Here is a 14,533-nt window from a genome sequence, read left to right on the forward strand (position 1 = left end):
CGGGGGCGACGTGGGAGCATAGAGGGGGCTGGCGTCCGCGCCGGCCCGCTCACGTCAGCCGACCAGAACGGACCGCTGTGCCACCGACGCTCGATTCCGGCGCGAACGCTCCTGGTGCCACCGACCCGGCGCGCATCCGGAACTTCTGCATCATCGCCCACATCGACCACGGGAAGTCGACCCTGGCCGACCGGATGTTGCAGCTCACCGGCGTGGTCGACCCCCGGCAGATGCGCGCGCAATACCTGGACCGGATGGACATCGAGCGCGAGCGCGGCATCACCATCAAGAGCCAGGCCGTGCGGATGCCGTGGACGATCCGGGAGGGCGACCGGGCCGGCGAGCAGGCCGTCCTCAACATGATCGACACCCCGGGGCACGTCGACTTCACGTACGAGGTGTCCCGGTCGTTGGCCGCCTGCGAGGGCGCGCTGCTGCTGGTCGACGCCGCCCAGGGCATCGAGGCGCAGACCCTGGCGAACCTCTACCTGGCGCTCGAGAACGACATGCGGATCATCCCGGTGCTCAACAAGATCGACCTGCCGGCCGCCCAGCCCGAGAAGTACGCCGAGGAGCTGGCCCACCTGATCGGCGGCGACCCGGCGGACTGCATCCGGGTCTCCGGCAAGACCGGCATCGGCGTGCCGCACCTGCTCGACGAGATCGTCCGGCAGTTCGCCGCGCCGGTCGGCGACGCCGCCGCGCCCGCCCGCGCGATGATCTTCGACTCGGTGTACGACGTCTACCGGGGCGTGGTCACCTACGTCCGGGTGATCGACGGCCGGATCAGCGCCCGGGACCGGATCAAGATGATGTCCACCGGCGCGGTCCACGAGCTGCTGGAGATCGGCGTCATCTCCCCGGAGATGGTGAAGGCCGACGCGCTGGGCGTCGGCGAGGTGGGTTACCTGATCACCGGCGTGAAGGACGTCCGCCAGTCCCGGGTCGGTGACACCGTCACCATCAACAGTCGGCCCGCGACCCAGGCCCTGGGCGGCTACAAGGACCCGAAGCCGATGGTCTACTCCGGCCTCTACCCGATCGACGGGTCCGACTACCCCAACCTGCGCGAGGCGCTGGACAAGCTCAAGCTCAACGACGCCGCGCTCGACTACGAGCCGGAGACCTCGGGCGCGCTCGGGTTCGGTTTCCGCTGCGGCTTCCTCGGCCTGCTGCACCTGGAGATCATCCGGGAGCGGCTGGAGCGGGAGTACAACCTCGATCTGATCTCCACCGCCCCGAACGTGGTCTACCGGGCCATCACGGAGGACGGCCAGGAACTGGTGGTGACCAACCCGAGCGAGTACCCCACCGGCAAGATCGCCGAGGTGTACGAGCCGGTGGTGCGGGCCACCGTCCTGACCCCGAACGACTACGTCGGCGCGGTCATGGAGCTGTGCCAGGGCCGCCGGGGCAGCCTGCTCGGCATGGACTACCTCTCGGCGGACCGCGTCGAGCTGCGGTACACCCTGCCCCTGGCCGAGATCATCTTCGACTTCTTCGACCAGCTCAAGAGCCGCACCAAGGGGTACGCCTCCCTGGACTACGAGCCCTCCGGCGAGCAGGCGTCCGACCTGGTGAAGGTGGACATCCTGCTGCACGGCGAGCCGGTGGACGCGTTCAGCGCCATCGTGCACAAGGACAAGGCGTACAACTACGGCGTCACCATCGCCGCGAAGCTGCGCAACCTGATCCCGCGCCAGCAGTTCGAGGTGCCGATCCAGGCGGCCATCGGCAGCCGGGTGATCGCCCGCGAGACCATCCGGGCGATCCGCAAGGACGTGCTCGCCAAGTGCTACGGCGGTGACATCAGCCGCAAGCGCAAGCTGCTGGAGAAGCAGAAGGAGGGCAAGAAGCGGATGAAGATGGTGGGCCGGGTCGAGGTCCCCCAGGAGGCCTTCATCGCCGCCCTCTCGTCCGACTCCGGCGACGGCAAGGCCGCCGGCAAGAAGTGAGGGTGTCCTCGGTGGTGTGACACGAACCCGGCCGGGCGCGACGCCCCGGCCGGGTTTGGAATTTCGGGCCCTCGGGAACTTAGCGGTCACGACAGCTTCAACACACCGTTGTGACACTTCTTGAGGAGGAGGGCGACCGTGGAGCTCACCGTTTGGGGCATCATCACCGCCATCGTCGTTGGTCTCATCGTCGGCGCTCTGGGCCGCCTGGTCGTCCCGGGTCGGCAGAACATGCCGATCTGGCTGCACATGCTGATCGGCATCGGCGCGGCCCTGCTCGGCACCGTGCTCGCCCGGGCCATGGGCATCGCCACCGAGACCGCCGGCGTGGACTGGGGCGAGCTGCTGGTCCAGGTCGTGCTGGCCGCCATCGCCGTGGCCCTGGTCGCCGGTGTGGGCCGCCGCCGCAGCGTCACCCACCGGTAACGACACATCGCTGGCTCGACGGGCGTCCGACCATTGCGGTCGGGCGCCCGTTCGCATTTTGTCCGGCGCTCCTGGCCTGCGGGGACGTGTCCCGGCGGCAGCTTTCTGACCGCATGCCGCGATGACGGGTTTGAATTTCCGGCGGCCCGGGAACTTGATGGTCGCGACAGTGAACAAACCTTTTAAGCTTTCTGAGGAGAACGACCATGACCGTTGTCGGAATCATCACCGCGCTCATCGTCGGTCTGATCGTCGGCGCTCTGGGCCGCCTGGTCGTCCCGGGCCGGCAGAACATGCCGATCTGGCTGCACATGCTGATCGGCGTGGGCGCGGCCCTGCTCGGCACGGTGCTCGCCCGGGCGGTGGGCATCGCCACCGAGACCTCCGGCATCGACTGGGCCGAGCTGCTCGTCCAGGTCGTGGTCGCCGCCATCGCGGTGGCGATCGTGGCGGGCGTGGGCGGTCGCCGCAGCGTCACCCACCGGTAAGCACCCCGCACGCACGAACGGGCGTCCGGCCTCCGCGGCCGGGCGCCCGTTCGCGCGCGTACGCCCGGTTTTGCCCCGAAGTCGGGCTGCCCCCGGGTTCCTCGCCTGCGGTACGGTCGCCTCGCCCCCGCCCGCCCCCTGTCGTAAAGGAATTTTTCCTACTAGGGTGCGGCAGAGAAGGTTAGTGCCAGGACGGCGCGAGGGAGATGTGGCGTGAACAGGTGGAAACGGCTGGCCCCGGTCACCGCCGTGGTGGCGTCGGCCGCGATGGTGCTCGCCGGCTGCGGCGGCTCGGGCGACGACGAGGCCGCCGACAACAGCAAGCTGACCGTCTGGATGATGGGCGAGGGCAGCGAGGCGCAGACCGCGTTCCTCGACGGCGTCGAGGCCGAGTTCAAGAAGAAGCACCCCGACACCGACGTCGTCGTCCAGTACATCCCCTGGCTTGAGGCACCGAAGAAGTTCCAGGCGGCCCTCGCCGGTGGCGAAGGCCCCGACGTGACCGAGCTCGGCAACACCGAGACCCAGGGCTGGGCCGCCCAGGAGGCGCTCGCCGACGTCACCGCCAAGTTCGCCGCCTGGCCCGAGGGCAAGGACATCCTGCCCGACCTCGTCCGAAACGCCCAGCTCGACGGCAAGCAGTACGGCGTGCCGTGGTACGCCGGCGTCCGCGCCCTCTACTACCGCACCGACTGGTTCGCCGAGGCCGGCGTCAAGCCGCCGACGAACTGGGACGAGCTGGTCGCCGCCGCCAAGGCCGTGCAGGCCAAGAAGCCGGGCACCTACGGCATCGCGCTGCCGGGCAACTCGGAGCTGCCCTTCTACTCCTTCCTCTGGGGCGCGGGCGGCGAGATCGCCACCCAGCAGGGGGACACCTGGAAGTCCGGCTACACCAGCCCGCAGGCCCAGCAGGCGGTCAAGTTCTGGACCGACCTCGTCACCGTGCACAAGGTCGCCCCGCCCGCCGCCGCCGGGTGGAACGAGATCGACGCCCGCACCCAGTTCGCCACCGGCAAGGCGGCGATGGCCTTCGCCGGCAGTTGGCAGGCCGGCGCCATCAAGAAGGACAACCCCGAGATCGAGAAGGTCTGGGGCACCTTCCCCATCCCCGGCCCGGACGGCAAGCCGGCCCCGGCCTTCGCCGGCGGCTCGGACATCGCCCTGTGGCAGGACAGCAAGAAGCAGGACCTCGCCTGGGACTACCTGACCGTGCTGCTGAGCAAGCAGAAGGACAAGGAGTTCGCCAGCAGCCTCGGCTTCTTCCCGGTCTACTCCGACCTCGTCGGCGGCGGCGAGTACGCCAACGACAAGATCATGGCCGCGTTCGCCACCTCGTTGCAGAACACCAGGCTGACCCCGCTCACCCCGAAGTGGGTCGAGGTCAGCCGCACCAAGACGGTGACCCAGGCTATGAACAGCTCGGTCATCAAGGGTCAGAAGACGGTCGAGCAGGCCACCGCCGACGCGGCCGCCGAGATGGAAAGCATCCTCAACGCGAAGTGACCATGCTGACCCAGGCACCGGAGACGCCTGCCGCGCGGGAGACCCCCGCGCGGCGGCGTCGCCGGGTCGACCGCCTGCCCTACCTGCTGCTCCTGCCCTGCCTGGCGATCATCGGCGTGCTGCTGCTGTGGCCGCTCGGCCAGGTCGTGGCGATGTCCTTCTTCCGGCTCGACAACGTCCGGCAACTGCGCGGCGACCGGGACTGGCCGTGGGTCGGGCTCGGCAACTACGCCGAGATCCTCGGCGACCCGTTCTTCCGCACGGTGCTGCGCAACACGGTGCTCTTCGCCGTGGCCAACGTCGCCCTCACGATGATCCTCGGCACGCTGGTCGGGCTGCTGCTCAACCGGCTCGGCAAGCGGATGGCCACCTTCGTCGCGAGCTGCGTGATGCTGGCCTGGGCCACCCCGGCGCTGACCGGCACCATCGTGTGGAAGTGGCTGTTCGACGACACCTCGGGCCTGGTGACCTGGCTGTTCAACACCCTGCCCGACGGGCTGTCGAACGCCCTGTTCGGCCGCGCCGACTGGACCGGGTACGGCTGGTTCAACTCGCCGCTGATGTTCTTCTCGATCCTCACCCTCGTGGTGGTCTGGCACTCGTTCCCGTTCATCGCGGTGAGCGTGCTGGCGGGGCTGAAGAGCGTGCCGAGCGAGCTGCACGAGGCGGCCCGGGTCGACGGGGCCGGCCCGTGGAAGGTCTTCTGGAAGATCACCTTCCCGCTGCTGCGGCCCGTCTTCGGCATCCTCGTGGTGCTCTCCACGATCTGGGACTTCAAGGTGTTCACCCAGCAGTTCGTGCTGGCCGGCGGCACCCAGGACCGGCCGACGTTCATGCTGTCGATCTACTCGTACGCCGAGGCGTTCTCCCCGCCCCCCAAGTACGGCCTGGGCGCGGCGATCGCCGTCATCCTCACGCTGATCCTGCTGGTGGTGACCGGCCTCTACGTGCGGATGGTGCTCAAGCAGGAGGAGGACGCGTGAAGCGCGGCGCGGTGGTGAAGCGGGTCGCCCTCAACGGGGCGGGCCTGCTGGTGGCGCTCTTCGCGGCGTTCCCCGTCTACTGGATGATCGCGACGTCGCTCAAGCCGAACCGGGAGATCTTCTCGGCCACGCCCCGGCCGGTGCCGACCGCGCCGACGCTGGAGCACTACCGGGAGATCCTCACCGGCAACCTCATCCCCGGCGTCACGTTCCTGGACTTCTTCCTCAACTCCGTGCTCGTGGCGGTGTCGACCGTGGTGCTCAGCGGCCTCGTCGCGCTGCTCGCCGCGACGGCGGTGGCCCGGTTCCGGTTCAAGCTGCGCACCAGCTTCCTGATCATGCTGCTGGTGGTGCAGATGATCCCGCTGGAGGCGCTGGTCATCCCGCTGTTCCTGATGATCCAGCGGCTGGGCCTCTACAACACGCTGCCCAGCCTGGTCCTGACGTACCTCGGCTTCTCGCTGCCGTTCGCGGTCTGGATGCTGCGCGGCTTCGTGGCCGCCGTGCCCAAGGAGTTGGAGGAGGCCGCGGCGATCGACGGCGCGAGCCGCGCCCAGACCTTCCGCCGCGTCCTGTTCCCGCTGGTCGCGCCGGGCCTGGTGGCCACGAGCATCTTCTCCTTCATCACCGCCTGGAACGAGTTGATCTTCGCCCTCACCTTCGTCAACGACCAGGACCGCTACACCCTGCCGGTGGCGATGACGTTCTTCTTCGGCCGCGACGACACCGCCTGGGGGCCGGTGATGGCCGCCTCGACGCTGTTCACCCTGCCGGTGATCGTCTTCTTCCTGCTGGTGCAGCGTCGGATGGTCTCCGGCCTGGTGGCGGGCGCCGTCAAGGGCTGAGGTGCAAGGAAGGGCCCCTTGTTAACGCATTCTGTCGAGAAGGGCCCCCTTCTCACACCCCGTCGGGCAGACGGGCGGCGTCGGGCGGGGCATCGGCGGGCCGCGATGCCGCCGTAGGCTGTCGCCATGACGGGCAGGCTGGTGACGGTGAACCTCGGCGTGGTGACCGAGGCGGAGTGGGCGGGCGACGCGAGCGGCCGCAGCGGGATCGACAAGCGGCCGGTGGACGGGCCGGTGCTGCTGCGCGTCGACGGGGTGGCCGGCGACTTCATCGGCGAACGGGCCCACCACGGGGGCCCCGACCAGATCGTCTACGCGTACGCCGAGGAGGACGCCGCGTGGTGGGCGGCCGAGCTGGGCCGCGACATCCGGCCGGGTGCCTTCGGTGAGAACCTGACCACGTACGCGGTGGACGTGACCGGGGCGGTCGTCGGCGAGCGGTGGCAGATCGGGACGGCCCTGCTGGAGGTCACCAAGCCGCGCACGCCGTGCCGGACGTTCGCCGGGTTCTGGGGCGTACCGGACCTGATCAGGCGGTTCACGGTGCGCGCCGCCCCGGGGGCGTACCTGCGGGTGCTGCGGGAGGGCGAGGTCGGCGCGGGCGACCCGGTGGAGGTGGTGGAGCGGCCGGCGCACGGCGTGACCGTCGGCGAGGTGTTCCGGGCGAGCACCCTCGAACCGGAGCTGCTGCCCCGGCTGCTCGACGTCCCCGAGCTGCCCGAGGCGCTGCGGCGGAAGGTCGCGCGCCGGCTCGCCACGCCCGACGCCTGACCGCCCCGGCGGCCCCAGGGCCCGCGCCCCAGGCGCCGAGCGCCGCGCCAGAGCGCCGCGCGCCGTGCCCAGGCGTTAACAAGGGCCCCCTGCTATGCGGAATGCGTTAACAGGGGGCCCTTCCTTACACCGTCAGCGGAGCCAGGGGATGCTGCGGTCGAGCAGGCCGCGCTCCTTGAGCTCCTTGCGCAGCGGGATCTCGTCGTCGATGTACCCGTTCCAGTTGATGCCCCAGTAGTTGGCCGTGTGGGTGCCCTCGCCGCAGAGCTGGCGCTGCACCGGCGTCCGGTTGGCCCACCACTCGCCGTCGGTGTCGATGTGCAGCTCGTCCAGCGGCCGGATCCACCGGTAGGTGTAGCCGACGAAGAGCATCTTGCGGGTGATGTTCGACAGGTTCGTCGACCGGGAGTGCCACTGGCGGCGGTCGAAGATGAACGCGTCGCCCGGGTTCGCGGTGATCTCCACCGTGCCCTCCGGGTCCGGGTTGTGCACCGTGAGGTCCGCCGGCCGGGGCAGCGAGTTCCACAGGTGGCTGCCCGGGATCACCTTGGTCGCGCCGCGGCCGGTCTCCGACAGGTCGGAGAGCACGTACGCCACCTTCAGCGAGAACATCGGCCGGGGCAGGTTCGGGTCCATCGTCTCCGGGTCGGAGTTCTGCCGGTACCCGTCCTGGTGCCACCCCCAGTACGGCTTCTCCGGCTCCAGCGCCGGCGGGGTGACGTCGAGGTGGTTGTGGTGGGTGTAGATGTTCCAGCCGGCCAGCCCCCACATGTACGGGAAGGCGATCGGGTGGGTCAGCAGCTGGCCGAAGAGCTCGTCGCGCTCCAGGAAGCCCAGCAGGTGCAGGGTGCCGTCCTTGGTGGTGTTGCCCTTGGCCTTCTCCTCCGCGTACACGCGGTCGACGGCCTCCTCCAGGGCGGCCCGGTGGTCCTCCGTCAGCACGTTCCGCAGCAGGAGGAAGCCCTGCTCGTGGAACTCCTTGCGGTCGGTGTCGCTGATCGGTTCGTAGCCGGTCCGGCCGTCGTAATCGAACACCGCGTCGTACCCCTCCCCATGAGGTGAAACCATTTCTGGCACAGGACGCCGATGCTACTGCGCCCGCGCGGGCGGGTGCGGAGCGCGCCCGACGGTGCGGGGGAGCGGCCGGACCGTTGGCACCCGTCTGGGCACGGAGGGTGAGATCGGGTGCTTGTTCGGCGGCTTTCGCCGGATATGGAGGATTGTGCGGTAACCGTCGGTGTGGAGAATCGAGCCGCTCAGGCGTCGGCGAAGACCTCGGCGAGCACCTCGCCGTCGTTCGCCGGGGCGTCGCCCACCCGGCTCCAGGTGCCGGCCTTCGCGGTCCACTCCAGGCCGGCGAAGCGCACCCGCTTCACGCCGTGGTCGGAGGCGTGCGAGACCAGCCAGTGCGCGTACCGCCAGCCGTCGCGCCGGTCGTCGGCCGGCACCGCGAGGCCGGTCAGCTCGGCCGGGGACGCCGCCTCCGGCAGCCCCCAGTCCAGGCTCAGGCCCCGGGTCAGCGCGGCGGCGGCCGCCGCGCCCCGCATCACCGGCGTCGCGCCGACCGTGCAGGCCACCGCGCCGGTCGCCTCGCCGAGCAGCGCCCGGGTCAGCACCTCCGACTCGTCCGCCCACTTCTGGTAAGCCTCGGGGAACGCCGAGCGCTGCACCTTCTGCGCCGCGTCGGTGACCCGCATCTTCTCCCAGCCGCGCACCCGCTTGAGCGCGGCGTAGAACTTCCGGGTCGCGTACCGGGGGTCGGCGATCTGCGCCTCGGTGCCCCAGCCCTGGCTCGGCCGCTGCTGGAACAGGCCCAGCGAGTCCCGGTCGCCGTCGGGGAGGTTGCGCAGCCCGGACTCCTGGTAGGCCGTCGCGAGGGCGACCACCACGGCCCGCTCGGGCATCTTCCGCTGGACGCCGATGGCGGCGATCGTGGCGGCGTTGGCCATCTGGTCGGCGTCCAGGCGCACCTGGCCGTCGGCCTGCACCGTGCAGGTGCGGCTGGTCAGGGACAACGGCAGGCGCAGCTGCCCGCCGGCCTGCCGGACGACGAGCCAGATCCCCACCACGGCGATCACGGCGACGACGACACCGGTCGCGACGACTGCCCGACTTCGCACCCGCACCCCCTGTTCGACGGCGTCCGCCAAGAGTACGTCCCCGCCGCCGCCGTCCGGCCCGTCCGACCGATTCGCTCCGTTCCGTGGCGGGTCGGCCGCGATGCGTGTCCGCCTTCCCCGCGCCCCGGCCCGGAAACCGGAGGCCGACCCGGGAACCGCTCGGCGCCCCGGGAGTCGACCGGCCGGCCCGGGAAACCGGTCAGTCCGTCGGCACCCAGCGCGCGTCGCGCTTCTCCCGGAACGCCAGCACGCCCTCGCGCCCCTCGTCGGACAGGAAGAACCCGGTCGACAGGGCGGCCAGCTCGGCGACCCCGGCCCGCAGGTCGGCCGCCGGCGGGCGGCGCAGCAGCGCCTTCGCCCCGGCCAGCGCGTTCGGCGCCCCCCGCACCAGCGAGGCGCAGGCCCGCTCCACCGCCGCGTCCAGCGCGTCCGCCGGCACCGCCGAGGTGACCAGCCCGATCTCGGCGGCCCGCCGCCCGTCGAAGGTGTCGCCGGTGAGGTACAGCTCGGCGGCGGCCCGGGGCGCCAGCCGGGGCAGCACGGTCGCCGAGATCACCGCCGGGATCACCCCGATCCGCACCTCGGTGAACGCGAACGTCGCCTCCTGCGCGCAGATCGCCAGGTCGGCCGCCGCGATCAGGCCCAGCCCGCCGGCCCGCGCCGGCCCGGCCACCCGGGCCACCACCGGCTTCGGGCACTCCCAGACCGCCGCGAGCACGTCGCCGAGCATCCCGGCCGGGACCGTGCCGCTGGCGTACGCGGCGGCGGTCTCCTTCAGGTCGGCGCCGGAGCAGAAGACCGGGCCGGTGTGGTCGAGCACCACCACCCGGACCGCGTCGTCGGCCACGGCGGCGGCCAGCCCGGCCAGCAGCTCGGTCATCAGCGGCGTGGAGAGCGCGTTGCGGTTGTGCGGGCTGTCCAGGGTGAGGGTGGTCACCCCACGGGCCGTGGCGACCCGCACGAGCGCGGCGGTGGAGGTCATGCCGGGCACACTAGTGGCCATGCCCGGCGTCCTTCCAGAAGGCGAGCCCGTCCCGGCCGACGGCTCGCTGCCCGCCACCGCGACCCGCGCCGTCGGCGCGCGCGGCTTCGGCGTGTACGTGCACGTGCCGTTCTGCGCCAGCCGCTGCGGCTACTGCGACTTCAACACCTACACCGCCGACGAGCTGGGCGGCGGGGCGAGCCGCGAGGGGTACGCCGACACCGTGCTCGCCGAGCTGGCGCTGGCCGCCCGGGTGCTCGGCGACGCCCCGCCGCCGAGGGTGGACACCGTGTTCGTCGGCGGCGGCACGCCTACCCTGCTGCCCGCCGACGACCTGGCCCGCATCCTCGACGGCATCGACCGCACCTGGGGGCTGGCCGCCGACGCGGAGGTGACCACCGAGGCCAACCCCGAGTCGGTGACCCCGGAGTCGCTGAAGACCCTGCGGGCCGCCGGGTACACCCGCATCTCGCTGGGCATGCAGTCGGCCGCGCCGGGGGTGCTGGCGATCCTCGACCGCCGGCACCGCGCCGGCCGGGCCACCGAGGCCGCCCGGGAGGCCCGCGGCGCCGGGTTCGACCACGTCAACCTCGACCTGATCTACGGTACGCCGGGGGAGAGCGCCGACGACTTCGCCGCGTCCCTGGCGCAGGTGGTGGCCGCCGGGGTGGACCACGTCAGCGCGTACGCCCTGATCGTGGAGGACGGCACCCGGCTGGCCGCGCGGATGCGGCGCGGCGAGCTGCCGTACCCCTCCGACGACGTGGCGGCGGACCGTTACCTGGCCGCGGAGGCCGCCCTCGACGCGGCCGGTTTCTCCTGGTACGAGGTGTCCAACTGGGCCCGCACGCCGGCCGGCCGGTGCCGGCACAACCTGCTCTACTGGAACGGCGGCGACTGGTGGGGTCTCGGGCCGGGGGCGCACAGCCACGTCGGCGGGGTGCGCTGGTGGAACGTCAAGCACCCGGCCGCGTACGCGAAGCGCCTGGCGGCGGGGGAGTCGCCCGGCCTGGCCCGGGAGGTGCTCACGCCCGACGAGGCCCACACGGAGGACGTCATGCTGCGGCTGCGGCTCGCCTCGGGGCTGCCGCTGGCGGTGCTGGACGACGCGGGCCGCGCCGGGGCCCGGCGGGCCCTCGCCGACGGCCTGCTCGACCCGGCCGGCTACGCGGCCGGCTGGGCGGTGCTCACGCTGCGCGGCCGGCTGCTGGCCGACGCGGTCGTGCGCGACCTGCTGCCCTGACGGGGGTGACCCCGACCGGCCGGGGGAGCGGCCGGTCGGGGGTCACTTGATCAGGTTGACGGTCATCGGGTAGCGGTAGGGGCTGCCCTCGTTCGCCTTGATGCCGGCGACGATGCCGAAGATGATGCCGACGATCATGGCGCCGAAGCCGATCAGGAGCCCCACCAGGATGCAGGTGAGGATCCAGCCGATCAGGGCGATGACCGACCAGAGGAGCTGGAAGTTCAGCGCCGCCACCGCGTGGGCGCGGACCGTCGGCGACTGGTTGCCCCGGGCGAGCAGGGCGATCAGCGGCGCGAGCCAGCCGAGCACGCCACCGCCGAGGAACATCCCTGCCGCGCCGCCGAAGTGGGCGACCAGGACCCAGGTCTTGTCCTCGTTGTTGGCGTAGCCGCCGGAGGGCGCGCCGTACGCGCCGCCGGTCGGATATCCGCCACCGGGCGGGGGGAAGCCGCCACCGGGTGGCGGGTAGCCGGCCGACGGCGGCTGGTCACCGGTGGGCGGCGGATAGCCACCGGGCGGGGGATAGCCGCCCGCCCCGGGGGCCCCGGACAGTGGTGCGGTGGGGGGCTCGTGCCCCGGCGAGCCGTACGGTGCCGACGGGTTCGGCTCCGGCGGGTAGCCGCCGGGGTCGCCCGATCCGGGAGGGCGAGGTGGTTCAGTCATGCACGTCACGGTAGGGGTTGCGGGCAAGCGGGCACCAGAGCGACACCGCCGCGGAGCGGCGGATGTTCGGCCCGCCCACGCAGGTGGCGGCCCGCACCGGGCGGCCGTCGACCGGTCGGCGCGCGCCCGGCCGGCCTCCCGCGCGGCGGTCGCCGCACCCGCGGTCCGTCGTTGATCTTACCCAGCACGGGGCAGCCGACGTAGACTGGCACTCGTTACAGTCGAGTGCCAGGCGTCGACGCACCGGCGGAGCGCCGACCTGCGGTGCCGCCGCGCCGCCGGGCCCGACATGCGACAGGAGGTGGCAGGGTGGGTCTGGACGACCGCAAGCTCGCCGTGCTCCGCGCGATCGTCGAGGACTACGTCGCCACCCAGGAGCCGGTCGGCAGCAAGGCGCTGGTCGAGCGGCACCAGCTCGGCGTCTCCCCCGCGACGGTGCGCAACGACATGGCGGTGCTGGAGGAGGAGGGCTACATCCGGCAGCCGCACACCAGCGCCGGCCGGGTCCCCACCGACCGGGGCTACCGCCTCTTCGTCGACCGGCTGTCCCGCGTCAAGCCGCTCAGCCCGGCCGAGCGCCGGGCGATCGAGCGTTTCCTGGTCGGCGCGGTCGACCTCGACGACGTGGTGCACCGCACGGTGCGGCTGCTGGCGCAGCTCACCCGGCAGGTCGCCGTGGTGCAATATCCCTCGCTGGCCCGCTCCTCGGTGCGGCACCTGGAGCTGGTGCCGATCTCCACCACCCGGCTGATGCTGGTGATGATCGCCGACACCGGCCGGGTCGAGCAGCGGCTGGTCGAGCTGCCCGCGCCGGTGAGCGCCGACGACGTCACCGACCTGCGCCGGCTGGTCAACGAGAAGCTCGTCGGCAGCCGGCTGTCGGAGACCCCGCCGCTGGTGCAGGCGCTGGTCGAGGAGTCGAGCCCGCACCTGCGCGGCACCATGACCACGCTCTCCACCGTGCTGCTGGAGACGCTGGTCGAGCGGCACGAGGAGCGCATCGCGCTGGCCGGCACCGCCAACCTGACCCGGGGCGGCCTGCTCGACTTCCAGGGGTCCCTGCGGCCCATTCTGGAGGCGCTGGAGGAGGAGGTGGTGATGCTCAAGCTCATCGGCGAGGCCGAGTCGACCACCACCCGCGTGCTGATCGGCGACGAGAACGAGATCGACAATCTGCGGGCCGCCTCGGTGGTGAGCACCGGCTACGGCCCGGGGGCGACCGCGCTCGGCGGACTGGGCGTGGTCGGCCCCACCCGGATGGACTACCCCGGCACCATCGCCACGGTGCGGGCCGTGGCACGCTACGTGGGCGAGCTGCTGGCCCACAACTGACCAGTCAGGGCCGACGGCCGGCTCCGGCCGACGACCGGCGCAACGCGACAAGAACATGAGGACACGGGACGCAGTGGCCAGGGACTACTACGGCATCCTCGGCGTGAGCCGGGAGGCCTCCGACGACGAGATCAAGCGCGCCTACCGCAAGCTGGCGCGGCAGTTCCACCCGGACGTCAATCCGGACCCGGAGGCACAGGAGAAGTTCAAGGACATCAACGCCGCGTACGAGGTCCTCTCGGACGACCGGAAACGGCAGATCGTCGACCTCGGCGGCGACCCCCTCGCCCCCGGCGGCGGGGGCATGGGCGGCCCGGGCGGACCCGGCGGGGCCGGCCCGTTCGTCGGCTTCCAGGACATCATGGACGCCTTCTTCGGCGGCGCGGCCGGCGGCTCCCGGGGCCCGCGCCCGCGCACCCGGCCCGGCGCGGACGCGATCCTGCGCCTGGAGCTGGACCTGCACGAGACGGCGTTCGGCGTCGAGGCCCCCATCACCGTCGACACGGCGGTGCTCTGCACCACCTGCTCCGGGGCGGGCACGGCGGCCGGCACCCACCTGGCCACCTGCGAGGCGTGCGGCGGCCGGGGCGAGGTCCAGTCGGTGCAGCGCACCTTCCTCGGCCAGGTGGTCTCCGCCCGGCCGTGCACGGTCTGCCAGGGCTACGGCACCACCATCCCGCACCCCTGCCCGACCTGCACCGGCGACGGGCGGGTGCGCACCCGCCGCTCGCTCACCGTCAAGATCCCCGCCGGGGTCGAGGACGGCATGCGCATCCGGCTCGCCCAGCAGGGCGAGGTCGGCCCGGGCGGCGGCACCGCCGGCGACCTCTACGTCGAGATCCACGAGCGCCCGCACGACGTCTACTCCCGCAAGGGCGACGACCTGCACTGCCGGGTCACCGTCCCGATGACGGCCGCCGCGCTCGGCACCCGGCTGACCATCAAGACCCTCGACAGCGAGGAGACGGTCGACGTCAAGGCCGGCACCCAGCCGGGCAGCACCCTGCGGCTGCGTGCCCGGGGCGTGCCGCACCTGCGCGGCACCGGCCGGGGCGACCTCTACGTCCACCTCGACGTGCGCACCCCGACCAAGCTCGACCCCGACCAGGAAAAGATGCTGCGCGACTTCGCCAAGACCCGGGGCGAGGAGGTCGCCGAGCTGAGCAAGCAGGGCGGCTTCTTCTCCCGGATGCGCGACGCCTTTAACGGGCACGCCTGA

Annotated in this window: 14 protein-coding genes; 10 read left to right on the plus strand and 4 right to left on the minus strand. The window is 72.0% G+C overall.

Annotation, left to right across the window (positions count from 1 at the left end; all coding sequences use genetic code 11):
- Window positions 1-77 precede the first annotated feature (77 nt).
- The 7 genes from lepA to LPA42_RS20215 all read left to right on the plus strand — a co-directional run bounded on the left by lepA (window position 78) and on the right by LPA42_RS20215 (window position 6,971).
- Entirely contained in the window at window positions 78-1,955 is a 1,878-nt protein-coding gene (gene lepA, locus LPA42_RS20185; protein ID WP_077938733.1) for a translation elongation factor 4, read from the plus strand.
- 138 nt (window positions 1,956-2,093) lie between these two features.
- Window positions 2,094-2,381 carry a GlsB/YeaQ/YmgE family stress response membrane protein gene (locus LPA42_RS20190; protein WP_043966762.1) on the plus strand — a complete coding sequence of 96 codons (288 nt, stop codon included), beginning with the start codon at window positions 2,094-2,096 and terminating at the stop codon, window positions 2,379-2,381.
- Between the two features lie 206 nt (window positions 2,382-2,587).
- Window positions 2,588-2,869, plus strand: a complete 282-nt coding sequence (locus LPA42_RS20195) for a GlsB/YeaQ/YmgE family stress response membrane protein (protein ID WP_077938734.1) — start codon at window positions 2,588-2,590, stop codon at window positions 2,867-2,869.
- Between the two features lie 213 nt (window positions 2,870-3,082).
- Window positions 3,083-4,372 (plus strand): sugar ABC transporter substrate-binding protein, encoded by a 1,290-nt coding sequence (locus tag LPA42_RS20200; protein WP_043966767.1) that lies wholly within the window; start codon window positions 3,083-3,085, stop codon window positions 4,370-4,372.
- The gene (locus LPA42_RS20205; RefSeq protein WP_077938735.1) at window positions 4,369-5,355 is read left to right on the plus strand and encodes a carbohydrate ABC transporter permease; all 987 of its coding nucleotides are present in this window, start codon (window positions 4,369-4,371) and stop codon (window positions 5,353-5,355) included. The genes LPA42_RS20200 and LPA42_RS20205 overlap by 4 nt, the downstream gene beginning before the upstream one ends.
- An 11-nt stretch (window positions 5,356-5,366) precedes the next feature.
- The gene (locus LPA42_RS20210) at window positions 5,367-6,200 is read left to right on the plus strand and encodes a carbohydrate ABC transporter permease (RefSeq protein WP_043969224.1); all 834 of its coding nucleotides are present in this window, start codon (window positions 5,367-5,369) and stop codon (window positions 6,198-6,200) included.
- A 126-nt stretch (window positions 6,201-6,326) separates the two neighbouring features.
- Complete coding sequence (locus tag LPA42_RS20215) at window positions 6,327-6,971, plus strand: MOSC domain-containing protein (protein ID WP_077938736.1); 645 nt, start codon at window positions 6,327-6,329, stop codon at window positions 6,969-6,971.
- Window positions 6,972-7,103: 132 nt separating this feature from the next.
- Here LPA42_RS20215 and LPA42_RS20220 read toward each other — a convergent pair whose 3' ends face one another.
- From LPA42_RS20220 to LPA42_RS20230, 3 genes are all read right to left on the minus strand, one after another.
- Window positions 7,104-8,006 carry a phytanoyl-CoA dioxygenase family protein gene (locus LPA42_RS20220; protein ID WP_228986774.1) on the minus strand — a complete coding sequence of 301 codons (903 nt, stop codon included), beginning with the start codon at window positions 8,004-8,006 and terminating at the stop codon, window positions 7,104-7,106.
- Window positions 8,007-8,227: 221 nt separating this feature from the next.
- The gene (locus LPA42_RS20225; RefSeq protein WP_043969225.1) at window positions 8,228-9,097 is read right to left on the minus strand and encodes a hypothetical protein; all 870 of its coding nucleotides are present in this window, start codon (window positions 9,095-9,097) and stop codon (window positions 8,228-8,230) included.
- Window positions 9,098-9,290: 193 nt separating this feature from the next.
- Window positions 9,291-10,073 carry an enoyl-CoA hydratase-related protein gene (locus tag LPA42_RS20230; protein WP_077938737.1) on the minus strand — a complete coding sequence of 261 codons (783 nt, stop codon included), beginning with the start codon at window positions 10,071-10,073 and terminating at the stop codon, window positions 9,291-9,293.
- A 19-nt stretch (window positions 10,074-10,092) separates the two neighbouring features.
- Here LPA42_RS20230 and hemW point away from each other — a divergent pair, with 19 nt between their 5' ends.
- Window positions 10,093-11,316: a radical SAM family heme chaperone HemW gene (gene hemW / locus LPA42_RS20235; protein ID WP_198956647.1), complete on the plus strand. Its 1,224-nt coding sequence runs from the start codon at window positions 10,093-10,095 to the stop codon at window positions 11,314-11,316.
- Between the two features lie 42 nt (window positions 11,317-11,358).
- Here hemW and LPA42_RS20240 read toward each other — a convergent pair whose 3' ends face one another.
- The gene (locus tag LPA42_RS20240; protein WP_077938738.1) at window positions 11,359-11,982 is read right to left on the minus strand and encodes a DUF4870 domain-containing protein; all 624 of its coding nucleotides are present in this window, start codon (window positions 11,980-11,982) and stop codon (window positions 11,359-11,361) included.
- A gap of 309 nt (window positions 11,983-12,291) precedes the next feature.
- Between LPA42_RS20240 and hrcA the strand changes: the two genes are divergently transcribed.
- Both hrcA and dnaJ read left to right on the plus strand, forming a co-directional pair.
- Window positions 12,292-13,314: a heat-inducible transcriptional repressor HrcA gene (hrcA, locus tag LPA42_RS20245; protein WP_077938739.1), complete on the plus strand. Its 1,023-nt coding sequence runs from the start codon at window positions 12,292-12,294 to the stop codon at window positions 13,312-13,314.
- A gap of 73 nt (window positions 13,315-13,387) precedes the next feature.
- Window positions 13,388-14,533 carry a molecular chaperone DnaJ gene (gene dnaJ / locus LPA42_RS20250; protein ID WP_176734063.1) on the plus strand — a complete coding sequence of 382 codons (1,146 nt, stop codon included), beginning with the start codon at window positions 13,388-13,390 and terminating at the stop codon, window positions 14,531-14,533.

This window comes from Micromonospora sp. DH13, assembly GCF_020873825.1.
Classification (GTDB): domain Bacteria; phylum Actinomycetota; class Actinomycetes; order Mycobacteriales; family Micromonosporaceae; genus Micromonospora; species Micromonospora haikouensis.

Coding starts and splice junctions, on each gene's coding strand:
- LPA42_RS20195 (WP_077938734.1), top strand. CDS start 2,588: ATGACCGTTGTCGGAATCATCACCGCGCTCATCGTCGGTCTGATCGTC.
- LPA42_RS20215 (WP_077938736.1), top strand. CDS start 6,327: ATGACGGGCAGGCTGGTGACGGTGAACCTCGGCGTGGTGACCGAGGCG.
- LPA42_RS20230 (WP_077938737.1), bottom strand. CDS start 10,073: ATGACCTCCACCGCCGCGCTCGTGCGGGTCGCCACGGCCCGTGGGGTG.
- hemW (WP_198956647.1), top strand. CDS start 10,093: ATGCCCGGCGTCCTTCCAGAAGGCGAGCCCGTCCCGGCCGACGGCTCG.
- LPA42_RS20240 (WP_077938738.1), bottom strand. CDS start 11,982: ATGACTGAACCACCTCGCCCTCCCGGATCGGGCGACCCCGGCGGCTAC.